We start from the raw sequence: 22,396 nt of genomic DNA, 5'->3' as shown, positions 1-22,396 counted from the left end.
GAACGCGGGGCCGCCCTCAGCGCCGGCCGTGGACGTAGCTCTGGACGTGGTCCGGGAACACCTCGTCGACCGCCGCCTGCCCGTGTTCGGCGGCGATGAGGTGGCGGAGTTCGCCCTCGTAGTCGGCCTTCGGAATCTCCTCGGACGGGCCGGTCTCCACGTCGAGATGCGACTCGACGAGGCGGTCGACCGCGCCGCGGCCGAACCCCGAAAGCGGCGAGAGGTAGTCGACGCCGTGGCGGTCTTCGAGGCTCTGGGCCTGCGCCCGCGAAATCGAGGGGACGCGGTCGTCGCGGCGGGTGCCGTCGGCGACGGCGTCGAAGTCGAGGCCGCAGACCGCTTCGAGCGCGTGTTCGTGGACGTGTTGGATGCCGCCTCGGGGGTAGCCGTCTTCGACCATCCGGGCGGTCGCCGCCGCCGCGACCTCGCGGTCGAGCTCCAGCGTCTCGAAGGCGTAGCCGAGTTCGGCCGCCGCGTCGCGGGCGTGAGTCCAGTCTTCCGTGACCCCGAAGTGGGCGGTCACGAGCGTCACGTCGTAGAAGGTGTCGAGAAGCAGCGCGGCGAGCGAGGAGTCCTTGCCGCCGCTGTAGAGGAGCGCGAGTTCCACGTCTTACCGGCGGCGGATGTTGAAGCTCTTCGACTCGGGCTGCAGCTCCTTCAGGAGCGCCTTCATCTTGTCGTCGTCGATGCGGCCCTGAATGCGCCCGCTCTGGGCGAGGGCGACGATTTGGCGTTCGACCTGCTCCGCGAAGTCCGGCTTGGACATCTGCACGGCGTTGAGGCGCTGGCGGGCCTCGTCGGTCAGATGCTGTTTGAGAAGCGCCTGTTTCTGCTGTTCGGCGCGCTGTTGGGCCTCCTCGGCCTGCTGTTGCTCCGCGGAGCCCTGTCCGCCGCCGCCCCGCTGTTCTTGGAGTTCCTGCATCTTCTTCTTTCGAAGCTCCTCCAGTCGCTCATCGTCGGGACTGCCACTCATACCCTAGCGCACGGTCCGATGTCTGAAAACCATTACGGACCCGCATACAGACGGCTCTCGGGGAATCCGCCGTCGAAGAAGAACTCTCGGTGTGTGTCGGCGGCTCTACGCGTAGCGTTCGAGTTCCGGACGGTCGAGGTCGGAGAGCACGTCGGACGCGGCGTTGTCGAGGAAGCTCGTCCCCTCGGCGGTGATGCGGCGACCCTCGCCCTTGGCGGTCTCGACGAGGCCCTCCTCTTCGAGCTGCTGGAGGAGCGTGCGGATGATGTTCTTGCTGCCGGCGTCGCTGTGCGCACCGGAGACGCTGTATCGGTTGGAGCCGCGCTTGAGGCCGCCGTACTCGGTCGAGAGACGGTCGACGCCGACGGGGCCGTTCATGGCGACCTTGCGGAGCAGGCTCGCGCCGCGGACGTACCAGAAGTCGTCCTGCTGGGGCGGCAGCTCGCGGGTCTGGCCGCTCTTCGCGAAGGCCATCCAGTCGGGTTGCTCGATACGGTCCTCGAGTCGTCCGGCGACCTCCTCGATGAGGGCGTCCGCCGGGACGTCATAGATGGTTACCATGGCTATTGGTTCATAATCGCGGCGTTTAAAGGCATCGTATTCGCCCGATACGGGCGGTTGGAGGCTCCTGCGCCCCGCCCGGCGTGCGCCGGGGTGACAGCCCGTATCGCGCCGTCAGGACCGCCACCCGCGCGCGCTCTCCGTGCTCATCACGAGGCCGCCGAGGACGACGGGCACCCAGTAGATGAACCCGCGGAAGACGACGACGCCCGCGGTCGCCACGTCGAACGAGACGGCGGAGCTCGCGGCCGCGACGAGGATGGCGAGCGTCCACTCGATGCCGCCCGCGCCGCCGGGCAGCGGCGTCACGCCGGCTATCGCACCGATGGGGACGACGAACAGCGCGATGGAGAAGGCGATGGGCGCGCCGATAGCGTGGAACGCAACCCAGAGCGCGACCATCTGGCAGAACCATCCGATTCCCGACAGACCGAGTGCGACCGCCAGCCCCCGCGGGTTCCGGCCGACGCGCTCGATGGAGCGGAAAAAGCCGTTGATGCGGCGCTCGATGCCGTCGTTCGACGGCACTGACACCCGCGGGACGTACCGCGAGACGGTTCGGATGACCGGCGTCAGGACGCCGATGAGCCGGCGTTCGAGGTCGTAGCGGCGTTTCCACGCGGTGTAGACGGCCGCCGGGACGCCGACCGCGAGGCCGACCACGGCGACGAGCGCGATTTCGAGGTTGCGGCCGAGCGTCACCTCCGTGGCGTAGTAGCCCGCGCCGATGAGCGCGATGGTAATCGAGGGGACGAAGTTGATGGTGTCGACGCTGGCGATGGCCGCCAGCCCGGTCTCGTACTCGGTGTCGGCGCTCCGGGAGATGAGCAGCGCGGTCACGGGCTCGCCGCCCGCCTGCCCGAACGGGGTGATGTTGTTCGAGAACGTCGCGCCCGTGAAGATGAGAAACGAGCGGACGAGCGAGACGTCCACGCCGAGCACGCCGAGGACGGTCTTCAGCGACGCCCCCCACGAGACGAGCCACACGAGCGTGATGGCGAGGATGGCGGCCAGGTAGGTCGGCTCGGCCATCGTCACCCGGGCGACGAGTTCGTCCACGCCCGCGAAGTAGAACAGGACGGCGAAGACGGCGATTGCCGCTGCGAAACCGAGCACCGTCGCGCGGAGGTTCTCGCGGGCCATTTGCTGGGGATGCGTCTACGACGGGCATTAAGTCACCGGATTCGACGGCCGAGAAACAGGTCTCGCGTCGCCGCCGTCGGGGACTCGCGGCCCGCGCCGCCGCTCGCTGGCGGATAGATGGACATTTCCGCTCCGCCCGACACGTCCGGATATGGACGAGCGCGCCGCCCTCAGACTGCTCGCCGCGGACCTGCCGGACGCCGGCGACGACGCCGCCGTCGTCGACGACCTCGTCGTCACGACCGATATGCTCCACGAGACGACGGACTTCCCCGCGGGGACGACCCGCTACACCGCCGGCTGGCGGGCCGTCGGCGCGTCGCTGTCGGACGTGGCCGCGATGGGCGCGAGCGCCACCTGCGCCGTCGCCGCCTACGCCGCCGTCGAACTCGACGAGACTGAACTCGGGGATTTCGTCCGGGGCGCGCGGGACGTCTGCGAGGCGGTCGACGCGTCGTACGTCGGCGGCGACCTCGACACCCATCGGGAGTTCACGACGGCGACGACGGCCATCGGCCGCACCGACGACCCGGTTCGCCGCTCGGGCGCGGAGCCGGGCGACCTGCTCTGCGTCACGGGCGAACTCGGCCGGTCGGCCGCCGCCGTCCGCCTGTTCGAGGCGGGCGAGACCGTCCGCGCGAACGACCTGTTCCGGTTCACGCCCCGCGTCGCCGCCGGCGTCGGCCTCCGCGGGTCGGCCACGTCGATGATGGACTCCAGCGACGGCCTCGCCCGCTCGGCCCACCAGCTCGCGGAGGCCGGCGACTGCGGCTTCGAACTCGACTTCGACGCGCTCCCCGTCCACGACGCGGTCGAGGAGGTCGCGGCCGACGCCGACGACAGACGCGACCTCGCGGCGTTCTTCGGCGAGGACTTCGAACTCGTCTTTACGCTCCCCCAAGCCGCGCTCGACGCCGCCCGCGACGCGACCGACGTGCCGCTCACGGTGGTCGGAAAAGCCGTCGAAGAATCCGCAGACGCAGTCGTCGTCGCCGACGGTGAAGCAGTGCCGGACCGCGGTTACACCCACGGCGGCGGTGAGTAGAATCCTGTTTTCGCGGCGGTGTCGAGTCCGCGCGCCGCCTTATCCCGGAATGACCTGAATCGGCACGAGGAGGAAACACGCCGCGCCGAGGGCGAACGTAACGAGGCCCACGGCCATCCGCGCAGGGCCGAGCGGCGTCTCGTCTATCGGCTTCGCCGGGCCGTTGTAGGCGATGAACGTCGACATCAGCCCCCAGAAGAACCACAGGCCGACGGACTGGTTGAGACCGAGCCCCCGGATGTAGTGGAGATACCCCGCGATACTGAACAGGACGAGCGGGACGGCCGCCGCGAGCGATTCTTGGCGCTCACCGAGCATCGCCCGGACCATGTGGCCGCCGTCGAGTTGGCCGACCGGGAGCAGATTGAGGACGGTGAAGAACATCCCGACCCAGCCGCCGATGACGACGGGGTGGACGACGGTCCGGGGGTCGGCGTACTCTGTCGGGCGACCGAGCACGGTCGCGATGGCGTCGAGGAGCGGCGGATTGTTGAAGACGATGGTGTCGGCCGACCCGGCGAGGACCCGACTCGGGACGGTCATCGGTTCGAGCGAGAGGCCGATGACGGTGACGACGACAGTCGCACAGAGCCCGGCGAGCGGGCCGGCGACGCCGATGTCGAACAGCGTCTTCCGGTCGGGCATCTGCCCGCGCATGCGGATGATAGCGCCGAGCGTTCCGAACGGGAAGATAAACGGGATGAGGTAGGGCAGCGAGACGTTGACGCCGTGGTATCGCCCGACCGCGTAGTGGCCGAGTTCGTGGACCGACAGGACGCCGAGGACGGCGGCGGTGAAGGGCCACGCCCGAAGCATCACGAGCGGGTTCGCGACGATGTCCGACAGGGGGATGTAGTACCACGCGTGCGCGCCGACGAACAGCGTCGAGAGAATCGTCAGCGCGAACAGCGTGATGTTCTTCCACGGGATTTCCTCGACGCCTTGCGAGGCCGGTTCGACGATGACCACGTCGGTCTCTCCGAGCCCGGACACCTGCGCTTCCACGTCGTAGCCGGCTCCCCGGAACGCCGACCAGATTTCGCGGACGAGCATCTGCTCGGGGACGAGCGACTCGCCGTAGTAGATACGTCGGCGACCGTCTGACCGCACCTCGTGAACGTCGAAGACGGCGCGAAGTGCCTCCACCGGCGGTCCGTCCGCCGATTCGGACTGTTCCATCGGCGTGCAGTAGGCGGGCGACGTGCATAAATCCCGTGACGGAGACCTGACCCGACCGGGCGACGACGGCGCGAGAGGGCTGTCGCTCCGGCCGTGTGGTGTGCGTCGAAGCGGAACGCGAAAGTGAAAATGCGGGGTTGGTTCGCGGGTCGGGTTGGTTCGCGGGTCGGGTTGGTTCGCGGGTCGGGCGGTCGTCGACGGGTGCGTGCGGGGGGAGGGCGTTCCGGGGTCGCGTCGTGAGTTCGGGTCGCTGCGCCCTGGGGGGGGGGCGTCAATTCGCCGGGGTCACGAATCGCGAGGGCTGTTGAGTCGCGTCTCGGTTCGGTTTCCGAGCGCGCTTGGCGGGGCTGTCACGGGGCCATTAGGGGCTATCAGTGGCTGTCGCGGGGTCGGGTTCTTTCGTCCGGGGACCGGGCGGTGCGCGCCGTCCTGGCGCTGGCGTCGGTCGGGGCGGGCAGTGCGTGCTCTCAGGCGGTCTCGACGCGCCACGTGGTCGCGCTCGTGTACGACCACTTCTCGATGGTCAGGTCCGTCGCGGAGTCGCGGAGCTTGACCATCAGGGCGCCGATTTCCTTGGGAGACAGGCCGACGTCGTCGGCGATGAATTTGCTCTTGAAGTACATCTCGCCGTCTTTCGCACGGTCGAGCAGGTACTGCTTGAGGCGGTCTTCCTTGGAGCTATCGTCGGTGGAGGGGGGTACTGTTGCGCTCATCTGGTACACCTCACTTCCACCTATCGCCCCATTACCTGTTATAAAGGAAGGTCCGTTAGAATTAGTTCGGCCGCTTTCAGCCTGAATCGTTGCAAACGGTACATTTTAGGAATCTTTGAAATCGGCTTAGATTTTTTAGAACCGGTTCTAAGAGATTCTTTCAGAGAATATCGTCAGACTTCATATGGGTAAATACTCCCGTTTTTCGCCCGTCTGACGCCGCATTTTGCGGCAACAACACCCGCAATATCGCTCGATTTTCGCCCCGTCGGGACTATCCGCATCTCCTGAGTTATCCGCGCCGTCTCAGCGGTCGTGGACCCAGAACTCCTCGTCGGTGGTCGTCTCCTTCTTGAAAATCGGCACCTCGTCTTTCAGGCGGTCGATGCCGTCTTCGACCGTCCGGAACGCCTCTCGGCGGTGCCCCGCGAGGACGACGACGAACACGATGTCCGCGCCGTCTTCGACGACGCCCACCCGGTGGTGCATGAGGACGCGGAGGACGCCGTCGCGCGCCTCCAGTTCCTCGGAAATCGCGTCCATCTTCGACTCCGCGACGCCGTCGTACTTCTCGAATCCGAGGCTCAGCGTCGGGTCGTCGTCTTCGGACTCCTTCGCGCGCACCCGCCCGGTGAACGTCGCAATCGCGCCGGCGTACACTTCCAGCGGGTCGGCCTTCGCGCGCTCGACCAGCGTTTCGAGCGTGACGTGCGGCTCGTGAGAGTCGATTTCGGCGGCGAGAGACGCCACGTCCGCGGCGTCGGCCGTTTCGGCCTCCGCGACGACGTTCGCCGCGTCGGCACCCGCGAGCGCGACCGTCGGGACGCGCGCGTCGGGGAACCCCGAGAGGAGCGCGTAGTCGTACTCGGCCGAGAGGTCGTCGAGGAGTCCATCGAGGTCGCGGTCGTCGCCGGACCCGACCCAGTTACCGTCCGGCGAGAGCCCGTAAGCTGCGGCGACGCCGTCTGTCGACTCCGGTTCGGTCGCGCTCTCGGGGAGCGATTCCACGGTGGCGACGCGGCCGTCCAACTGCGCGGCGAGTCGGTCGCAGAGCGTTGTCGCGCCCGCGCCGACGATTCCGAGGACGTGCATACCCGAAGGACGGCCCGCGCCGGTTTAAGATTGCTCCGTGCCGGCCTCGTCGGCCTCGGGCGTCGGCTCCGATTCCCGCGCCTCGGCGCGCGGGCGGGTCCGGTAGAGGTGGACGGCGACGGCCGCGCCGACGAGTCCGAGGAGCGTCGCCAGCCACGGGGCCGCCGCGCCGACGGGCGTGTCGGCCGTCGCGGGCAGCGTGTCGAACTGCCAGAGCGCCCAGCCGACCGAAAAACAGGCCGCCAGCGCCCAGTTGAAGACGGTTCGGCGGTCGACCTCGTCGCGGCGGTGGCGGACGAGCATCGCGCCGAGCGCGAGCACCCAGCCGACGACGACGAGCGTAACCGTCTCCACGGTGACGAGTCGCATACCGGTAGTCGCCGCGAGAGTGGTTTAAAGCCCCCGACACGGGCGTCTCGCAGTTGATAACCCTTAAGATGCGGTCACGGATACCCGTGTGCAATGAGAGTCGTCATCTCCATCGGCGGAAGCGTGCTCGCGCCGGACCTCGACGCTCGACGCGTGGAGGGTCACGCCTCCGTCGTCGAAACGCTCGCGCGGGACGGGTGCGAAATCGGTGCGGTCGTCGGCGGCGGCGGCGTCGCCCGCGACTACATCGGCGCTGCCCGTGACCTCGGCGCGAACGAGGTCCAACTCGACCAAATCGGCATCGACGTGACCAGAATCAACGCCCGCCTGCTCATCGCGGCGCTCGGCTCGCAGGTCGACCCCAAGGTCGCCCACGACTACGAGGACGCCGGCGACGCCATCCGGCGCGGCGACATCTCGGTGATGGGCGGCGTCATGCCCGGCCAGACCACCGACGCCGTCGCGGCCGCGCTCGCAGAATACGTCGACGCCGACCTGCTCGTCTACGCGACCAGCGTCGACGGCGTCTTCAGCGCCGACCCGAACAGCGACCCCGACGCGACGAAGTTCGAGGAGATGACCGCCGCGGAACTCGTCGACGTCATCGGCGACATCGAGATGAACGCCGGGTCGTCCGCCCCGGTCGACCTCCTCGCCGCGAAGCTCATCGAGCGCGCGAAGATGCGCACCATCGTCCTCGACGGCACGGACCCCGACCGCATCACGCCCGCCGTCCTCCGCGGCGAGCACACGGGCACCGACATCATCCCCGAGGGCGGCGACGAACCCACCTACTGGGCTCCCTGAGATGACGACCGACGACCCCTCCCGCGGCGACGCCCCCGCCGCGGACGCGACCGACGGCGGTGCCGACGCCACCCACCACGGCTTCTGGGCCGACGAGGTCGCCGACGAAATCGAGGCCCGCGACCCCGACGAACCGGTCGTCGTCAAGGGCGGCGTCTCCCCCTCGGGCGTGGCTCACCTCGGCAACTTCAACGAGATTATGCGCGGCTACTTCGTCGCCGAGGTGCTCCGCGAGCGCGGCCACGAGGTCCGGCAGGTGTTCACCAGCGACGACAAAGACCCCCTCCGGAAGCTCCCGCGAAAGCTCGCGGACGCCGACGGCAACATCGTCGGGCTCGGCGAGGTCGACGCCGGCGCGCTCGGCCGCAACCTCGGCAAGCCGTACACGTCGATTCTGGACCCGTTCGGTGAGGCCGAGTCGTACGCGGCGCACTTCGCGGCGCTCCTGAAGGCCGACGCCGACCGCCTCGGCGTCCCGGTGGAGATGATTTCCAACACCGAACTGTACGAGAGCGGCGACTTCGACCCCGTGGTCGAACACGTCCTCGACCACGCCGACACCGCCCGCGAGGTGCTGGGCGAGTACCAGTCGAAGGTCGACGAGGACTACGTTCCCTTCAACCCCGTCTGCGCCGAGTGCGGTAAAATCACGGAGACGGTCACGGACATCGACCTCGACGCGGGAACCGTCGACTACGTCTGTACCGACATGACCGTCGGCGACAACACCATCGACGGCTGCGGCCACGAGGGGACCGCGACGTTCCGCGAGGGCAAACTGCCGTGGCGCTTCGAGTGGCCCGGCCAGTGGCAGGTCCTCGGCGTCGACTTCGAGCCGTTCGGCAAGGACCACGCCGAGGGCTCGTGGCCCTCCGGCAAGGACATCGCCGAGAACGTACTCGGAATCGAGCCGCCGGTGCCGATGGTGTACGAGTGGTTCACGCTCAACGGCGAGGCGCTGTCGTCGTCCGCCGGCAACATCGTCACCGTCGCGGAGATGCTCGACCTGCTCGAACCCGAGGTGCTCCGGTACTTCTTCGCGCTCAACCCGCGGAAGGCCCGCGACCTCGACCTCACGCGACTCGACCAGCTCGTGGACGACTTCGACCGCTTCGAGCGCGCCTACTTCGGCGAGGTCGACGACGAGAGCCTGACCCGCTTCGCCGAGCGCGCTTACCCGTTCGTCGTCGACGAGGTCCGCGAGGACCGGGTTCGACTCCCGTACACGTTCGCGGCCGTCCTCGGCATGACCGACGACGAGGACCTCCGCGTCAAGATGGCCCGCAACGAGGGCTTCTTCGACGAGGACACTCCCGACGAGGTGGTCGAGGAGGCGCTCGACCGGGTCGAACGCGCCCGCCGCTGGGCCGAGAAGATGGACAACCAGTACAACTACCGCTTGCAGGTCGACCTCCCCGAATTCGACTTCGAGCCCGCGGTCGAGGCCGCGCTTGACGACCTCGCGGAGTTTGTCGCCGAGGGCCACGACGGCGAGGCGATTCAGGGCGAAATCTACGAGACTGCGCGCCGCCACGACATCGAGATGGGCGACTTCTTCGCCGCCGGCTACCGGCTGTTCTTCGACGCCGAACAGGGGCCGCGACTCGGCGAGTTCCTCGGCGAGCTAGAGCGCGACTTCGTCGTCACGCGACTCCGCCGCGAGGACTGACTCCTCGCTCTCGCCCTCAATTTCGCTTCCCTCGCGTTCGCACGGAGTCCGTCAGTTCTCCTCGATGGCGTCTATCACGACCGCGCCGACGACGGCGAGTCGCGGGTCGATACGCTCGCGGTCCACGTCGACGGTGTACTTGTCCCGGAGCGAGAACTGCCCGTCTACCGCGCCGACTTCCTCGCCGGCCGCGTCCTCGATGCGGTACGAGAAGGGAATGAGCGTCGTGACGAGCCGTCTGGCGACCGCCATCGGAACGCTGTCCTCGACGATTCGCCCCGCGACCGAGCCGTCGGGGCCGAGCAGTTGGTAGGTGTGTTTGGCGAACGAGAACGCGCCGCGTTTGACCGCGCCGACGCGCTCGTCGGTCCGGCTGTCGACGATGTCGTAGGCCGCCGACACGTCGAGGACGCTGTCGGCCTTGACGCGGAAGCGCTCCTCGCCGGTGTCGTGGTCGTTCAGCCGGAAGTCCTCTTTCAGTTTGAACTTCTTTTGCTTCGCCGAGAGGACGGGGTCGTCGCCCTCGTAGACGACGTACTTGTTGCTGATGGACACCTTCTGTCGGACCTCGTAGCGGGAACTGTCGAACACGGTTTCCGTTCGTCGCCGGGGTGGCTAAAACCCTTCTGGGGGACGACTTATGTCCCCGACGCGCGTACGGTGAGACGGGCTCGTTCCCCGCGAACGACGCCTACCGCGGCCTCGCCGTATCACAGTTCACATGTCTCTCATCGACTTCATCCGGTCCGTGGAGGAATCGCAAGACGAATTCGACGTCGAACTGGAGGAGTTCGACGCCGACTCGGAACAGGAAGCCGTCGACGACGACACCTCGGGCGGCCGCTCGTGGGGTCGGCTGCTCCTCGTCGCGTTGCTCCTCGTGGGCGTCGCCTACGCCGTCTCGCGGCTTCGCTCGTCGTCCGGCGACTCCTTTACCGACATCGCGCTCGCCGACGACCCCGCCGAGGGCGACTCGGCGGCCGACGAGGAGACCGGCGCAGGCGACGACGCGACCGACGACGAGGACGCCACGGTCACCGTCGAACACGACCCCGAGGCGGAAACGGACGACGCCGCGGCCGACGACGAGGCGGCCGAGGCGGCCGAGACGGGCGACGCGGACGACGAGGAGACCGACGCGGACGACGACGGCGCGGTCGAAGTCGAAATCGAGTCGCCCGGCGACGACGGCGACGACGAGGAGTAACGCGACGCGCTCGTTGCGGGTTGGGTTCGGTTGCGATCGTCATTCGCGGCCGCCAACGCCCGCCCTCGGTCTCGAAGGCGGGACCGTGACCCGAACGGTGGGACCGTAACCCGAACGCCTTTTGGCGCGCGCCGCTTCCCTTCGGGCGATGAACACGCTGCTTTGGGTTCTCGCCGGCTTCATCGCCTACTCTCTCCTCGCGGCGCTGTTGCGTGCTCGCGGTATCCTCCCCGAGTACGTCCGCGTCCAGGGTCCCCTCACGACGGTCCACACCCGTCGCGGCCGCGAACTCCTCGACAGAATCGCCGCCCCCAAGCGGTTCTGGCGGGCGTGGAGCAACGTCGGCCTCGGTATCGCCCTCGTCATCATGGTCGGGACGTTCGTCCTCCTCGTCTTTCAGGCGGTCGTCATCCTCCAGAATCCGCCCGCCCCGACGCAGGTGAACCAGCCGCAGAACTTCCTCGTCATCCCCGGCGTCAACGACTTCCTCCCGCTTTCGGTCGCGCCCGAAATCCTCTTCGGCCTCCTCGTCGGTCTCGTCGTCCACGAGGGCGGCCACGGCGTCCTCAGCCGCGTCGAGGGCATCGACGTGGAGTCGATGGGCGTCGTCCTCCTGACGATACTCCCCGTGGGGGCGTTCGTCGAACCCTCCGAGGAGAGCCAGCGCCGCGCCGACCGCGGCGGCAAGTCGCGGATGTTCGCCGCCGGCGTGACGAACAACTTCGCCGTCACGCTCGTCGCGTTCGCCCTGCTTTTCGGCCCGGTCATCGGCTCTATCTCGGTCGCGCCGGGCGTCGCCGTCTCCGGCGCGTACGCCGGTTCGCCGGCCGACGCCGCGGGTATCTCGGGCGGCGACCGCGTGACCGCCGTCGAGGGCACGCCGGTCAACACGACGCGGGAACTCGACGCCGCGCTCCTCGCGACCGACGCGGGGACGGTGTCGGTCGAACTCGACGGCGAGCGGACCGTCTCGGTCACGCGCGAACTCGTCGTCGCCGGCTCCGTCGCCGGCAACCCCGCGAACCTGACCGTCGAGTCCGGCTCCGACCCGATTCGCGTGACCGCGGTCAACGGGACCGCCGTCTCGACGCGCGCCGACTTCGAGTCGGCCGTCGGCGACTCGCGGTTCGCCCGCCTCGACACCTCCGCCGGCGAGCGCACCATCCCGGTCGGCGCATACATCACGAACGTCGCCGAGAACGGCCCGCTGTACAACGCCACGGGGACGACCCAACCCCTCATCGTCTCGTCGTTCAACGGCGAGCGCATCACCTCGTCGACGGAGTTGCAGGCGGCGCTCGACCGGACGGACCCCGACCAGACCGTCGCCGTCGAACTGTACCGAAACGGCGGCTTCGAGACGGTTCAGGTCACGCTCGGCGTGAACGAGCAGGACGGCAACGGCTTCCTCGGCGTCAACATCTTCCAAGGGACGAGCGGCCTGCTCCTGACGGACTTCGGCACGCAGGAGTACCCCGCGGGGACGTACCTCTCGCTTCTCGGCGGTGACGGCGGCGACGGCGGCCTCGCGACCGCTTTCGAAGGCTCGCCCCTCCAACTCGTCTACGTGTCGCTGCTCTTGCCCCTCGCGTCGGTCGTCCTCGGGATTCCGAACTTCCCCGGCTTCACCGGGCAGGTCGTCAACTTCTATCAGGTCGGCGGCCCGCTCGGCTTCCTCGGCGGCGGCGTCTTCATCGTCGCCAACGTCCTGTTCTGGACGGCGTGGATTAACCTCCAACTGGGGCTTTTCAACTGCATCCCCGGCTACCCGCTCGACGGCGGTCGCATCCTGCGGACCTCGGCCGAGGCCGTCGTCTCGCGGCTCCCGGTCGACGACCCCCACACCGTCGTCCGCACCATCACGACCTCCATCGGCCTCACGATGCTCGCGTCGCTCGTGCTCATGATATTCGGGCCGACGCTCCTCGGCTGACCGGCCTGTCGGTCGCCCCGGTCGTCTCGGTCGACGCCGTCCCGCTTTCCTTCGACGGTTCTCGAACCGCGAAAACGACTCGCAACTTCAATACCGGATGACTCCCTAGGCCACGGTATGGTAGAGGCCCCACAGACCGACGAGGGCTGGTTCGCGCTGCACGACTTCCGAACCGTCGACTGGGACGCGTGGCGTGACGCGCCCGAACACGAGCGTCGCCGCGCAATCGAGGAGGGCGTCGCGTACCTCGACGCCCACGAGGCGGTCGAGGACGCCGAGGCGGGCGCGTCCGCCGTCTTCTCCGTCCTCGGCCACAAGGCGGACTTCGTGGTCGTCCACTTCCGACCGACGCTGGACGACGTCTCCCGCGCCGAACGGCAGTTCGAGCGGACCGCGCTCGCGGCCTTCACCGAACAGCCGACCTCCTACGTCTCCGTCACCGAGGTGTCCGGCTACGTCTCGGACGACTACTTCGAGGGTAACGAGGAGGACATCGACGCCGGCCTGCTGCGCTACATCGAGGGCAAACTCAAGCCCGACATCCCCGAGGACACCTACATGTCCTTCTACCCGATGTCGAAGCGCCGCGGCGAGGAGCACAACTGGTACGACCTCTCGTTCGACGAGCGCCGCGACCTGATGTCCACCCACGGCGACACCGGTCGGAAGTACGCCGGGAAAATCAAGCAGGTCATCGCCTCCTCGGTCGGCTTCGACGACTACGAATGGGGCGTCACCCTGTTCGGTGACGACCCGACCGACATCAAGGACATCGTCTACGAGATGCGCTTCGACGAGGTGTCCTCGAAGTACGGCGAGTTCGGCCAGTTCTACGTCGGCCGGCGCTTCCCGCCGTCGGACCTCGGCGCGTTCCTCGCGGGCGACGGCGTCCCGACGAGCGAGTTCGGCGACGAGTCCCACCACGGCGCGCACGCGCACGGTGAGGGCGGCCACCACGGCGAGGGCGGTCATCACCACGGCGGAGGTGGCGACGGTCACCATCACGACGACGGCGACGGCGACCACCCCCACGGCGACGACGGCGACGAGGCCGCAGACGAGGACATCCGCGGTCAGCTCGAAGATCTGAACATCTACGCCGGCAAGCCCCACGGCGAGGACGTGTACGCGACGGTCCTCTACTCCGAGGCCGACGCCGACGAGCTGTTCGAGGAGGTCGAAGGCCTCCGCGGCAACTTCGACCACTACCCGACGCACGTCAAGACGGCCGTCTACGAGGCCAACGAGCGCGGCCGGGTCGCCGTCGTCTCCATCTGGGAGACGGCGTCGGCCGCCGAGACCGCCGCGGGCTTCCTCTCGGAGCTTCCCGGCATCGTCGAGCGCGCCGGCGAGGAGTCCGGCTTCGGCACGATGGGGATGTTCTACACCGTCAAGTCCGAACACCGCGGCGACTTCGTCGAGAAGTTCGGCACCGTCGGCGGCCTCCTCGAAGAGATGGACGGCCACTTCGATACGGACCTGATGGTCAACGTCGAGGACGAAGACGACATGTTCATCGCCAGCCAGTGGCGCTCGCAGGACGACGCCATGGAGTTCTTCCGCTCCGACGCGTTCCGCGACACGGTCCAGTGGGGCCGCGACGTGCTGGCGGACCGGCCGCGACACGTGTTCTTAGCGTAACTTCGCGACCATCGAGAGCGGGGTGAGGAACCCCCATGCGGGGGTGACGAACCGTTTTGGTCCAGCTTTTGCCAGCGAGCGGAGCGAGCGCAGGAAACGGTGGCGTGTGCGTGCTCGCGGACCGGCCGCGACCGTGTTCCTCGCCTGACGCGGGAACGCCGAAAATCAGACTGCGGCTTCTCTACGCGAGCGCGGCGCGAACGTCTCGAAGCTTCGGGCGCACTTTGTCGGTGCCGACGCTGTACGCGAAGTACAGCGCCACCGCGCCCATTACGACCGCCCACGCGGCGATTTCGACGTTGCCCTGTTCGAAGGTGACGAAGGCGAACCGCTCGATGTACGCGCCGGCGAGGGAAAGCCCCGCGCTGCCGAGGCCGAAGACGAGGAGTTCGAGGAGGTCCGGGAGCACGTCGACGAGTGAACTACGCATGGTCGTCCCGAACTCGGTCGAGCGTTGTGTCTTTTTTGGTCTCGCAGCGGCTTCAGGTCCGTCCGAAAGTCGGTCCACTCGTCTATCCCACACCACGGTGATAACTCCAAGAGGGGCGAATTTCGGGTGACGGCGCGGACATCGCGGGAACGAACCGAACCGACTCGTTCGAGGACTATCGGTCGAGCGTGTTGCTTGAAACACAAAAACCGCGTCGGAACGAGACGGCTTCGTTGCCGCTGCCGTCGTCGTTTCGGGTCCGTTTTTCCGGCGGTCGCGCCTCAGCGTCCGTCGCGGACGTATTTCGCGGCCCCGACGACGCCGGTGAGGAGGGTCAGCGCAATCCACTTGCCGGCGTCGTCGCCGCGCTTCTTGGCGTCGAGGCTGACCAGCCACGCGAGCGCGACGTGGGCGACCGCGGTGACGCCGAGGAGGGTTTTCAGGCGGCCCATCAGGCTTCGTTGCGCGCGCCTTTCGCGACGCGCTTGTCGAGACCGGCCGCGCGGATGTCCTCGCCGTCGACCGACGAGCGGAGCGCGTCCATGCCGTCGAAGCGGTCGATGCCGAAGTTGTCCGCGTACAGTTCCTCGACGCGGCTCATCTCCTCGTCGGTGAGTTTCGGCACGTCGGAGGCCTTCGCCCACTCGTCGATGTCGGCTTTCGTGCGGAACGTCGGCGTGACGGCCGCGGTCTCGTCGTAGCCGAGGAGGTAGGCGATAGACGCCTGCGCCATCGTCCGCTCGCCGTCGCGTTCGAGGAAGCGGAGTTGTTCGAGCTTCTCCCAGCCCGTCTCGTACCACTCGTCGGGGCGGAAGCCGCGGTGGTCGCCGGAGCCGAGTTCGGTCTCGGGGCGGACCTGCTCGTTCAGGAGGCCCGAGGAGTGCGGCACGCGGGCGATGAGACTCGTCGAGGAGCCGGTCTCGCGGATGGTGTCGAGGAAGTGGTTACCCACGTCCTGCTCGAAGGCGTTCCAGACGATTTGGAGCGCGTCGAACTCCTCTTCGATGGCCATGTCGCCTTCGGCCAGCCAGCCGATGGAGGGGCCGAGCGCCCAGCCGGTGGCCTCGATGAGACCTTCCTCTTTCAGTTCGTCGAGGGCTTCGAGCACGTCGGGCGTGACCTCGTCGACGTTCGCGTTGTGGAGTTGCAGGAGGTCGACGTACTCCATGTCGAGGCGTTCGAGGCTCTTTTCGGTCGCCTCGCGGACCCACTCGCCGGTGATTTCCTTGGGGAGTTCGCCGTGGCCGGCCTGCGGGTTGTTGTAGAAGTCGTAGCCGATTTTGGTGGCGACGGTGACCTCGTCGCGGTAGTCGGAAAGCGCCTCGCCGACGACCTCCTCGGAGTGGCCGTGGCCGTACACGTCACCCGTGTCGAAGAAGTCGATGCCCTGCTCGATGGCGTGGTGGAGCATCTCGATGGAGTCTTCGTCCGAGCGGTCGCCCCACCAGTCGGTCCCGACGACCCACGCACCGAAGCCGACCTCGCTGACTTCGATTCCGGAGGTGCCGAGTTCGCGGTAGTGCATGGCCGGCCCTACGAATTGGGGCGACTTATTCCGTGTGTTTTGTTCCCGTACGCTGGGAATCCCGCCGCGGGCGGGCGCTCGGATTTCCGTTCACCAACGGTCGAAACCAGCCAGTATTGCCCGGAGGAAGCCTGACGCGCGGTTCGCACAACCGAATCCATTTGAATCTCGACGGCTTACGACGGTGCAATGACGAAGGTCCACGTTTCGCTTCCGGAGGACGCCGAAGAAGGCTTACAGGCGTTCATCGACGAGGTCGACGGTCGGCTCGCCTCGGACGAAGACACCTGTACGGTCGTTCGGGACACCCTCATCGACCTGTTCGGCGACCGCGAGGCGTGGGAGCGCTGGCAGAACGGCAAGCCCGTCTCGCCCGCGACGCGGGTTCGACTGCAAGGGTACGACCCCTGTAACGCGACGCTCGAAGCCGAGTACTACGCCGAGAAAGACGAGGCGAAGTTCAAGCGCTCGAAGCACCTCCAGTGGCTCTGGCGGCAGTTCGACGCGACGCCGATGGCCGACAACGTCGCCTTCGCCCTCCGGTTCCGACAGATGCTCGCGGACCACCTGTTCGCGGAGGCCGGCGACAACCTCCGCATCTTCAAGGGCGTCACGTTCTCCTACGGTCACAACATCTCCGTCGGTGACAACACGGTCATCCACGACGACGTCCACCTCGACGACCGCGGGAAACTCACTATCGGCGACCGCGTCTCCATCTCCGACAGCGCCCACATATACAGCCACTCGCACGACACCGTCGACCAGACCGAGGTCAGAAACTACCACACGACCATCGGCGACGACGCGCGCGTCACCTACGACGCGATGGTGAACGCCGGCGTCTCGGTCGGTGAGAACGCCATCGTCGGCGCGCGGTCGGTCGTCCAGGGCGACGTGCCCGCCCACCACATCGCGGTCGGCTCGCCCGCCAAGAGCGTGAAAGTAAAGCCCGGCTTCGAAGAGGTCGCTGAACCGCTCGACGCCGGGGGCGAGCGCCGCGCCGACGAGCGCGAGATTCCCTACGAACTCCCAGACGACATCGAGGTATTCGACGAGTTCGACCGCGACCTCGACGGCCCGGTGGACTCCCACCGGCGCGAGTAACTCGTTTCGACGCGAACCCGCCGCGTCGGCATCACCCGCGACCACCGCCGAGAGCGTCAGCAGACCCGTTCGACCGAAGAACCGATATAGCATGCTAACGTAAGTCAATGTGTGATGGACTCCTGGGGTTGGATCGTCGTCTACGCCCTCGGGTTGACCCTGCTCCAGCTTCTGGTCTATCGATACCTCGTCAACGGTGGTGAGCCGACGGTAGGCGAGGGGTCCGGCCGGGACTCCGCCCGAACGGACCGCTACACCCACCCCGAAATCGCGGCGTCGCTCGACGACGGCTCGCAGGCCGGCGTACAGACGACGCCGACGGGCGAGCGCATCTGCCCGAACTGCGGGGCCGAAAACGAGGCCGACACCACCTTCGACCTCTGCTGGAACTGCACCCGACGGCTCCGCTGACGACTCGTAGCCGAGTCCGTTTTATCAGCCCTCGCCTAACTACGCGTATCATGGCCGACGACGACGAACTCCACGGCGAAATCGACGCGCTCGCCCGCGACATCGAGCGGGCGATTCTCGAATTCGACTCGGCCCTCGAACGCCACGCGATGATTCGACAGACCGCCCGCGAGCCGGTGTTCCGCTCGGAGTCACCGGAGTTCGACGACGTGCAGAACCTGTTTTTCTGAGTCGGCGGCGCGGGTTACGATTCGAAGACGAGAGTTTGTACGCCGACCGGGAGTCCCGCGAGTGGAGCGACCGGGAATTGAACCTCACTCGCAACGCTCCGCGTTGCTCGCTGCTTCAATTCCCTCGGGCCGCATCTCTTCACTCCACGGGACTCGGAGCCTCGCGGCTCCTCGTCCGGTTCCGTTCAGAAGATGCGCCGACCGGGAATTGAACCCGGGCTCCGAGCTTGGGAAGCTCGTGTCCTACCACTGGACCATCGGCGCGCTACGCTTCGCTTGCGCCCCTGACTCGACCTCGCTCTGCTCGGTCGACCATCGGCGCTCACATTCGTTCGCCCCGCGCGTTGTCTCACTTCGCTCGACAACACATCGGCGCGCTACGCTTCGCTTCGAACCGCCTTCCGAAGCAAAAATTCGTAGACTTCGGGGGCACTTGAACGTAGCGCTTCACCCCATCGCGCCCCCGAGAAAACTGGACACCCGTCCATTGTTTTCGCGTGACACGTGGCTATTTGGGCTCCCGGTTCCAAGCGAGGCCCATGACATCCGTCGACGTTCTCTCGGAGGACGCCCCGTTCGACCTCCTGTTGTCCGACGAGGAACTCGAAGCGCACCGCGAGCACATCACGACCTTCATCGAAGACACCGTCGAGGCCGCCGGTGTCGACGGGGCCGTTATCGGACTGTCCGGTGGTATCGACTCGACGCTCACCGCCTTCCTCGCCGTCGAGGCGCTCGGAAAGGAGAGCCTCCACGGGCTCGTCATGCCGAGCGTGGCGAACGACGAGGACATGATGAGCGACGCCGAGGGCGTCGCCGAGATGCTGGGCATCGAGTACGACGTGGTCGAAATCCAGCCCATCGCCGAGACGTTCTTCGACACGTTCCCCGAGGCGGCCGACGACCGCATGGCCGCCGGAAACGTCTACGTCCGCACGCGAGCGGTGCTCAACTACTTCGTCGCCAATCACGAGAACCGCATCGTGCTCGGCACGGGTAACCGCGCGGAGGCGATGACCGGCTACTTCACGAAGTACGGCGACCAGGCGGTCGACTGCAACCCCATCGGGAACCTCTACAAACAGCAGGTCCGCCAGCTGGCCGCCCACGTCGGCGTGCCGGAAGACCTCGTGTTGCAGACCCCGTCGGCCGAGATGTGGTCCGGCCAGACCGACGAGGGCGAACTCGGCCTCACGTACGACGCGCTCGACGCGATTCTCGCGCTCCACGTGGACGGCCCGCTTTCGAAGTCCGCGACGACTCGTCACCTCGACGTAACCGAAGAACAGGTCGACCGCGTGGTCGGCCTCGTCGAGGGGAGCGCCCACAAGCGGTCGATGCCGCCCGCGCCGTCGGCGCTGGACGTGTAGGTCACCGCGGCTCTGCCGACCCGCCGGCCCGCCGACCCGCCCGCGGAATTCACTTTTCGCGCGACGCCGCGATGTCGTCGACGTTCGCCCGATGCAACTCCGCGAAGCCGGCGGCTTCCCGTTCCAAGCGTCCGTCCCGGTTGCCGCGGTCGCGCAGTCGCTCCTTGACGATTCGGAGCGACCGGTGGTCGTTGTCGGCCATCGAGTCCGCGACCTCGCACGGGTCGTCGACGATTCGAGAGACGAGACCCATCCGGAGGGCTTCGTCGGCGTCGACGACGCGGCCCGAAAGCGAGAATTCGAGGGCGTGGCCCTCGCCGACGACGCGCGGGAGCCGAACCGTCCCGCCCCACGCGCCGAACAGGCCGAGTCGGACGCCCGGTTCACCGAGGGTCGCACGCGGAGTGGCCACCCGCACGTCGCAGGCGAGCGCGAGTTCGACGCCGCCGCCGCGGGCCGCCCCGTCGATGCCGGCGACGACGACCGATTCGGCCGATTCGACGGCGTCGGCGACGCGTTGGCCGTGCTTTGCGAACGCCTCGGGGTCGTCGAGGTCGGTGACGCTGTCGAGGTCCGCGCCGGCGCAGAACGCCGGGCCGCTCCCCCGGAGGAGCACGACCGGTGCGTCGGCACCCGTGACCGCGGCTTCGAGGGCGTCGAGGTCGGTCGGTCTGAGCGCGTTCCGTCGCGCCGGGCGGTCGATGGTCACGACCCGGAGGTCGCCGTCGTCCGTCGTCCGTATCATACGCCCGTTGTGCCGTGGTTTTCCAAAGGTCTTTGCCCTCCCAACCGTAAGCCTCGGCCGATGGACGACGCCGTGCGAGCCCGCGAGGCCGCGCGAGAGGCCCTCTCCGATATCGAGCCCGAGGCCCTCCGCGCGGCGCTGGACGAACGCCTCGACGCCGCCTCCTTGACGCCGGCAGTGCTCACGTTCGTGAGCGCGCGGGCCGTCGAACCGAAGGTCGACCTGAACGGGCTGGCCTCCCGCGCGGCCGGAGTGCAACTCATCTACGAGGGTCTCCGACTCACCCGGTCGCTCGCCCACGACGAGCCGTGGTCGCAGCTCGATTCCCCCGAGGCTGACACCGACGCCGACCTCGATATCCTCGCGGCGGACGTGCTCGTCTCGCGCGGCTTCTACCTCCTCGCCCGGACCGAGGCCGCCGACCACGCCGTCGAGACGGTCCGCGCCTTCGGCCGCGACCAGACTCGCCGCCGCTCGGCCGCCGAGTCGGAGCGCCCGGACCTCGACGGCGAACTCGAAGTGAACATCTGCACGCTCGCCGTCGTCGCCGGCACCACGGCCGTCGGCTCGGCCCCCCCGACCGCGCTCGTGGAGTACGCCGCGGGACTGGCCGACACCCACGACGGCGACTTCCCCCCGGCCGACGAGACCGTCTCCGAGGGGACCGTCGAGCGCATCGCGGCGCTCTACCGAGGCGGCGGTGGCGACGACGCGGTCACCTCCGCCGCGGACCGCTAATCGGCATACGCTACCACGGTTCCGGGGCGATTCGAATCGAAACCCCTAAAGAGGAACCCGGACAACCAAGGAATGCCTGCCTGGGTAGCTTAGCGGTAAAGCGCGTCCTTGGTAAGGACGAGGACCGTTATTGGAACGCGAGGTTCCAAACCGACGGCTACAGGCTCTAACGCCCCTTTCTGCACCGTCTCAACAAGAGAAAAAAGGTGCGTTCAAGTGTACGATTACGCTACAACACAGACAGGCCGCTGTATAGCGATTAGCATTCTGACTACGACACACACCTCTCGTGAGGTATGGGTATGAATCGAGACGACCCACTCGATGATTTCCCTGCATTGAGCGGAGACAGCACCCCGGACCTTCCTCCGGCTCGCACGCCGGTTGAGTTCTCGTTCCCGCTCGTGAGCAAGCGCTCAAAGGAAGACTTAGAGGAATTTGGAGTCAACATGAGTGGCGACTACTACGACTTCAAAGAGGAAGTCCTGACGTGGCTCGCCAACTACGGAAAACACCCCGAGAAAGGTGAGGGGCTGGCAGAAAGCACGCTTCAGTCCACCCACTACAAACTTGAGACAGTCTTCCGCTGGCTGTGGGACTACGAGCAAAAGTATACGACTGATCTCACCCCGGAGAAGGCTGACCGCTTCATCCATCTCCTCAATATGTCCGACGGGATGATTGATTCTAGTGTTCTTCACCATCTCAAGGTCATCAAGCGGTTCTTCAAGTTTCACAACCATGTCCACGGAACGGACTACGACTGGGATCCTGACGTTGAGTTGAGCCAATCCAACGGAGACGAGCGTGATTACCTTCATCGACGTGCTTTCAAAGCGCTTTACAAAGCCGCGCTCGACTTCGGCACAGTCAAGAGTTACCACAGTTCCTCGATGACACCCGAGGAGCGTGACCGAATCAAAACGTACCTCGCCCGACGCAACGGGGTTCCCAAGGACGAGATTGGCCCTGAAGAGTTCAAGGCCGCGAACTCGTGGAAGGTTCCCTCACTTCTCGCCGTAACGCTCGATACGGGGCTTCGACCCATTGAGGTGGGTCGGGCCACGGTGGATTGGGTGAACATAGAGGCCCACGAGTTGAACATCCCGAAGGATGAGTCGACGAAGAACGAGGCTCACTGGAACTGCACGCTGAAGAATCGAACCGTCAAGGTGCTTCGTCGCTGGCTCGATGAGCGTGCATCCTACGACAAGTACCAAGACCGCGACGAGTTGTGGTTGACGAAGAAAGCGACTCCGTACAGTTCGAAGTCGTGTAACTACCTACTGACCCGACTCATCGAGGAGGGGGATGTTCCAATTCCAGAACACAAGGAGATTACGTGGTACTCGATTCGCCACGGTGTGGCGACACATTGGGCGAACCATGTTGGGCCGCACCACGCGAAAGAACAACTCCGTCATAAGAGTGTGACGACGACGATGAAATACCTTCACTCGGATACTGAGATGCGGTCAACGGCGGTGGAACAAATCTGGTAATCTTCC

25 protein-coding genes and 1 tRNA gene are annotated in these 22,396 nt (G+C 66.9%); 12 read left to right on the top strand and 14 right to left on the bottom strand.

Features of this window, described 5'->3' with window-relative positions:
- Positions 1–16 precede the first annotated feature (16 nt).
- The 4 genes from DEQ67_RS13965 to DEQ67_RS13950 form a co-directional block, all read right to left on the bottom strand.
- A complete protein-coding gene (locus tag DEQ67_RS13965) occupies positions 17–607 on the bottom strand; it encodes a DUF7411 family protein (protein WP_004063031.1) in 591 nt (196 codons plus the stop codon).
- A 3-nt stretch (positions 608–610) separates the two neighbouring features.
- Positions 611–973: a DNA-binding protein gene (locus DEQ67_RS13960; RefSeq protein ID WP_004041739.1), complete on the bottom strand. Its 363-nt coding sequence runs from the start codon at positions 971–973 to the stop codon at positions 611–613.
- 105 nt (positions 974–1,078) lie between these two features.
- Positions 1,079–1,534, bottom strand: coding sequence for a 30S ribosomal protein S19e (locus DEQ67_RS13955; protein WP_004041740.1), 456 nt, complete (start codon positions 1,532–1,534; stop codon positions 1,079–1,081).
- Positions 1,535–1,648: 114 nt separating this feature from the next.
- Positions 1,649–2,677 carry a lysylphosphatidylglycerol synthase transmembrane domain-containing protein gene (locus DEQ67_RS13950; RefSeq protein ID WP_115861228.1) on the bottom strand — a complete coding sequence of 343 codons (1,029 nt, stop codon included), beginning with the start codon at positions 2,675–2,677 and terminating at the stop codon, positions 1,649–1,651.
- A gap of 151 nt (positions 2,678–2,828) precedes the next feature.
- Between DEQ67_RS13950 and thiL the strand changes: the two genes are divergently transcribed.
- Positions 2,829–3,722, top strand: coding sequence for a thiamine-phosphate kinase (gene thiL, locus DEQ67_RS13945; RefSeq protein WP_115861226.1), 894 nt, complete (start codon positions 2,829–2,831; stop codon positions 3,720–3,722).
- A gap of 39 nt (positions 3,723–3,761) precedes the next feature.
- Here thiL and DEQ67_RS13940 read toward each other — a convergent pair whose 3' ends face one another.
- The 4 genes from DEQ67_RS13940 to DEQ67_RS13925 form a co-directional block, all read right to left on the bottom strand.
- The gene (locus DEQ67_RS13940; protein ID WP_006601102.1) at positions 3,762–4,901 is read right to left on the bottom strand and encodes a site-2 protease family protein; all 1,140 of its coding nucleotides are present in this window, start codon (positions 4,899–4,901) and stop codon (positions 3,762–3,764) included.
- A gap of 467 nt (positions 4,902–5,368) precedes the next feature.
- Positions 5,369–5,614: a DUF7123 family protein gene (locus DEQ67_RS13935; protein WP_008574797.1), complete on the bottom strand. Its 246-nt coding sequence runs from the start codon at positions 5,612–5,614 to the stop codon at positions 5,369–5,371.
- Between the two features lie 306 nt (positions 5,615–5,920).
- Positions 5,921–6,706 carry a molybdopterin synthase gene (locus DEQ67_RS13930; RefSeq protein WP_115861224.1) on the bottom strand — a complete coding sequence of 262 codons (786 nt, stop codon included), beginning with the start codon at positions 6,704–6,706 and terminating at the stop codon, positions 5,921–5,923.
- 24 nt (positions 6,707–6,730) lie between these two features.
- The gene (locus tag DEQ67_RS13925; RefSeq protein WP_115861222.1) at positions 6,731–7,075 is read right to left on the bottom strand and encodes a hypothetical protein; all 345 of its coding nucleotides are present in this window, start codon (positions 7,073–7,075) and stop codon (positions 6,731–6,733) included.
- Between the two features lie 93 nt (positions 7,076–7,168).
- Between DEQ67_RS13925 and pyrH the strand changes: the two genes are divergently transcribed.
- Entirely contained in the window at positions 7,169–7,882 is a 714-nt protein-coding gene (pyrH, locus tag DEQ67_RS13920) for a UMP kinase (protein WP_004041748.1), read from the top strand.
- A gap of 1 nt (position 7,883) precedes the next feature.
- Positions 7,884–9,551 (top strand): lysine--tRNA ligase, encoded by a 1,668-nt coding sequence (gene lysS, locus DEQ67_RS13915; RefSeq protein WP_424020143.1) that lies wholly within the window; start codon positions 7,884–7,886, stop codon positions 9,549–9,551.
- A 51-nt stretch (positions 9,552–9,602) separates the two neighbouring features.
- On the opposite strand, the gene DEQ67_RS13910 is transcribed toward lysS, so the two are convergent.
- On the bottom strand, positions 9,603–10,142 hold the full coding sequence (locus DEQ67_RS13910; RefSeq protein ID WP_008574805.1) for a hypothetical protein: 540 nt from the start codon (positions 10,140–10,142) through the stop codon (positions 9,603–9,605).
- A 130-nt stretch (positions 10,143–10,272) separates the two neighbouring features.
- On the opposite strand from DEQ67_RS13910, the gene DEQ67_RS13905 reads away from it, so the two are divergent.
- The 3 genes from DEQ67_RS13905 to DEQ67_RS13895 all read left to right on the top strand — a co-directional run bounded on the left by DEQ67_RS13905 (position 10,273) and on the right by DEQ67_RS13895 (position 14,332).
- Positions 10,273–10,758: a hypothetical protein gene (locus DEQ67_RS13905; protein ID WP_006601106.1), complete on the top strand. Its 486-nt coding sequence runs from the start codon at positions 10,273–10,275 to the stop codon at positions 10,756–10,758.
- 148 nt (positions 10,759–10,906) lie between these two features.
- Positions 10,907–12,691, top strand: a complete 1,785-nt coding sequence (locus tag DEQ67_RS13900; protein ID WP_006601107.1) for a site-2 protease family protein — start codon at positions 10,907–10,909, stop codon at positions 12,689–12,691.
- Between the two features lie 117 nt (positions 12,692–12,808).
- Positions 12,809–14,332: a heme-binding protein gene (locus DEQ67_RS13895; RefSeq protein WP_424020141.1), complete on the top strand. Its 1,524-nt coding sequence runs from the start codon at positions 12,809–12,811 to the stop codon at positions 14,330–14,332.
- Positions 14,333–14,513: 181 nt separating this feature from the next.
- Here DEQ67_RS13895 and DEQ67_RS13890 read toward each other — a convergent pair whose 3' ends face one another.
- From DEQ67_RS13890 to DEQ67_RS13880, 3 genes are all read right to left on the bottom strand, one after another.
- Positions 14,514–14,762 (bottom strand): hypothetical protein, encoded by a 249-nt coding sequence (locus DEQ67_RS13890; RefSeq protein ID WP_115803335.1) that lies wholly within the window; start codon positions 14,760–14,762, stop codon positions 14,514–14,516.
- Between the two features lie 281 nt (positions 14,763–15,043).
- Positions 15,044–15,214: a hypothetical protein gene (locus tag DEQ67_RS13885; protein WP_004041755.1), complete on the bottom strand. Its 171-nt coding sequence runs from the start codon at positions 15,212–15,214 to the stop codon at positions 15,044–15,046.
- A complete protein-coding gene (locus DEQ67_RS13880) occupies positions 15,214–16,287 on the bottom strand; it encodes an aldo/keto reductase (RefSeq protein ID WP_163489256.1) in 1,074 nt (357 codons plus the stop codon). Before DEQ67_RS13880 ends, DEQ67_RS13885 begins: the two co-directional genes overlap by 1 nt.
- A gap of 189 nt (positions 16,288–16,476) precedes the next feature.
- Between DEQ67_RS13880 and DEQ67_RS13875 the strand changes: the two genes are divergently transcribed.
- The 3 genes from DEQ67_RS13875 (at position 16,477) to DEQ67_RS13865 (ending at position 18,035) form a co-directional block, all read left to right on the top strand.
- Positions 16,477–17,394 (top strand): acyltransferase, encoded by a 918-nt coding sequence (locus DEQ67_RS13875; RefSeq protein ID WP_115803266.1) that lies wholly within the window; start codon positions 16,477–16,479, stop codon positions 17,392–17,394.
- Between the two features lie 114 nt (positions 17,395–17,508).
- On the top strand, positions 17,509–17,805 hold the full coding sequence (locus tag DEQ67_RS13870; protein ID WP_004063015.1) for a DUF7577 domain-containing protein: 297 nt from the start codon (positions 17,509–17,511) through the stop codon (positions 17,803–17,805).
- Positions 17,806–17,855: 50 nt separating this feature from the next.
- The gene (locus DEQ67_RS13865; RefSeq protein ID WP_004041759.1) at positions 17,856–18,035 is read left to right on the top strand and encodes a hypothetical protein; all 180 of its coding nucleotides are present in this window, start codon (positions 17,856–17,858) and stop codon (positions 18,033–18,035) included.
- Positions 18,036–18,228: 193 nt separating this feature from the next.
- Here DEQ67_RS13865 and DEQ67_RS13860 read toward each other — a convergent pair.
- Positions 18,229–18,299 (bottom strand) — tRNA-Gly (locus DEQ67_RS13860).
- A 275-nt stretch (positions 18,300–18,574) separates the two neighbouring features.
- On the opposite strand from DEQ67_RS13860, the gene DEQ67_RS13855 reads away from it, so the two are divergent.
- The gene (locus tag DEQ67_RS13855; RefSeq protein ID WP_115803265.1) at positions 18,575–19,405 is read left to right on the top strand and encodes an NAD+ synthase; all 831 of its coding nucleotides are present in this window, start codon (positions 18,575–18,577) and stop codon (positions 19,403–19,405) included.
- Positions 19,406–19,454: 49 nt separating this feature from the next.
- Here DEQ67_RS13855 and DEQ67_RS13850 read toward each other — a convergent pair whose 3' ends face one another.
- The gene (locus DEQ67_RS13850; protein WP_424020140.1) at positions 19,455–20,150 is read right to left on the bottom strand and encodes an enoyl-CoA hydratase/isomerase family protein; all 696 of its coding nucleotides are present in this window, start codon (positions 20,148–20,150) and stop codon (positions 19,455–19,457) included.
- Between the two features lie 60 nt (positions 20,151–20,210).
- On the opposite strand from DEQ67_RS13850, the gene DEQ67_RS13845 reads away from it, so the two are divergent.
- Complete coding sequence (locus DEQ67_RS13845) at positions 20,211–20,888, top strand: DUF7114 family protein (RefSeq protein ID WP_004063012.1); 678 nt, start codon at positions 20,211–20,213, stop codon at positions 20,886–20,888.
- A gap of 302 nt (positions 20,889–21,190) precedes the next feature.
- Positions 21,191–22,390, top strand: coding sequence for a tyrosine-type recombinase/integrase (locus DEQ67_RS13840; RefSeq protein ID WP_170076679.1), 1,200 nt, complete (start codon positions 21,191–21,193; stop codon positions 22,388–22,390).
- Positions 22,391–22,396 lie beyond the last annotated feature (6 nt).

It is taken from the genome of Haloferax sp. Atlit-48N (genome assembly GCF_003383015.2).
GTDB lineage: Archaea > Halobacteriota > Halobacteria > Halobacteriales > Haloferacaceae > Haloferax > Haloferax volcanii.
The sequence above is the reverse complement of the archived record's forward strand: the minus strand, read 5'-3'. Positions and strand labels throughout refer to the sequence as shown.

What these genes read in the sequence shown, in the direction of transcription:
- DEQ67_RS13895 (WP_424020141.1), top strand. Translation starts at nt 12,809, where the DNA reads ATGGTAGAGGCCCCACAGACCGACGAGGGCTGGTTCGCGCTGCACGAC.
- lysS (WP_424020143.1), top strand. Translation starts at nt 7,884, where the DNA reads ATGACGACCGACGACCCCTCCCGCGGCGACGCCCCCGCCGCGGACGCG.
- DEQ67_RS13925 (WP_115861222.1), bottom strand. Translation starts at nt 7,075, where the DNA reads ATGCGACTCGTCACCGTGGAGACGGTTACGCTCGTCGTCGTCGGCTGG.
- DEQ67_RS13960 (WP_004041739.1), bottom strand. Translation starts at nt 973, where the DNA reads ATGAGTGGCAGTCCCGACGATGAGCGACTGGAGGAGCTTCGAAAGAAG.
- DEQ67_RS13905 (WP_006601106.1), top strand. Translation starts at nt 10,273, where the DNA reads ATGTCTCTCATCGACTTCATCCGGTCCGTGGAGGAATCGCAAGACGAA.
- DEQ67_RS13845 (WP_004063012.1), top strand. Translation starts at nt 20,211, where the DNA reads ATGGACGACGCCGTGCGAGCCCGCGAGGCCGCGCGAGAGGCCCTCTCC.
- DEQ67_RS13880 (WP_163489256.1), bottom strand. Translation starts at nt 16,287, where the DNA reads ATGCACTACCGCGAACTCGGCACCTCCGGAATCGAAGTCAGCGAGGTC.
- DEQ67_RS13930 (WP_115861224.1), bottom strand. Translation starts at nt 6,706, where the DNA reads ATGCACGTCCTCGGAATCGTCGGCGCGGGCGCGACAACGCTCTGCGAC.
- DEQ67_RS13855 (WP_115803265.1), top strand. Translation starts at nt 18,575, where the DNA reads ATGACATCCGTCGACGTTCTCTCGGAGGACGCCCCGTTCGACCTCCTG.
- DEQ67_RS13875 (WP_115803266.1), top strand. Translation starts at nt 16,477, where the DNA reads ATGACGAAGGTCCACGTTTCGCTTCCGGAGGACGCCGAAGAAGGCTTA.
- DEQ67_RS13890 (WP_115803335.1), bottom strand. Translation starts at nt 14,762, where the DNA reads ATGCGTAGTTCACTCGTCGACGTGCTCCCGGACCTCCTCGAACTCCTC.
- DEQ67_RS13900 (WP_006601107.1), top strand. Translation starts at nt 10,907, where the DNA reads ATGAACACGCTGCTTTGGGTTCTCGCCGGCTTCATCGCCTACTCTCTC.
- DEQ67_RS13865 (WP_004041759.1), top strand. Translation starts at nt 17,856, where the DNA reads ATGGCCGACGACGACGAACTCCACGGCGAAATCGACGCGCTCGCCCGC.
- DEQ67_RS13935 (WP_008574797.1), bottom strand. Translation starts at nt 5,614, where the DNA reads ATGAGCGCAACAGTACCCCCCTCCACCGACGATAGCTCCAAGGAAGAC.
- thiL (WP_115861226.1), top strand. Translation starts at nt 2,829, where the DNA reads ATGGACGAGCGCGCCGCCCTCAGACTGCTCGCCGCGGACCTGCCGGAC.
- DEQ67_RS13950 (WP_115861228.1), bottom strand. Translation starts at nt 2,677, where the DNA reads ATGGCCCGCGAGAACCTCCGCGCGACGGTGCTCGGTTTCGCAGCGGCA.
- DEQ67_RS13850 (WP_424020140.1), bottom strand. Translation starts at nt 20,150, where the DNA reads ATGATACGGACGACGGACGACGGCGACCTCCGGGTCGTGACCATCGAC.
- DEQ67_RS13885 (WP_004041755.1), bottom strand. Translation starts at nt 15,214, where the DNA reads ATGGGCCGCCTGAAAACCCTCCTCGGCGTCACCGCGGTCGCCCACGTC.
- DEQ67_RS13955 (WP_004041740.1), bottom strand. Translation starts at nt 1,534, where the DNA reads ATGGTAACCATCTATGACGTCCCGGCGGACGCCCTCATCGAGGAGGTC.
- DEQ67_RS13940 (WP_006601102.1), bottom strand. Translation starts at nt 4,901, where the DNA reads ATGGAACAGTCCGAATCGGCGGACGGACCGCCGGTGGAGGCACTTCGC.
- DEQ67_RS13840 (WP_170076679.1), top strand. Translation starts at nt 21,191, where the DNA reads ATGAATCGAGACGACCCACTCGATGATTTCCCTGCATTGAGCGGAGAC.
- DEQ67_RS13870 (WP_004063015.1), top strand. Translation starts at nt 17,509, where the DNA reads ATGGACTCCTGGGGTTGGATCGTCGTCTACGCCCTCGGGTTGACCCTG.
- pyrH (WP_004041748.1), top strand. Translation starts at nt 7,169, where the DNA reads ATGAGAGTCGTCATCTCCATCGGCGGAAGCGTGCTCGCGCCGGACCTC.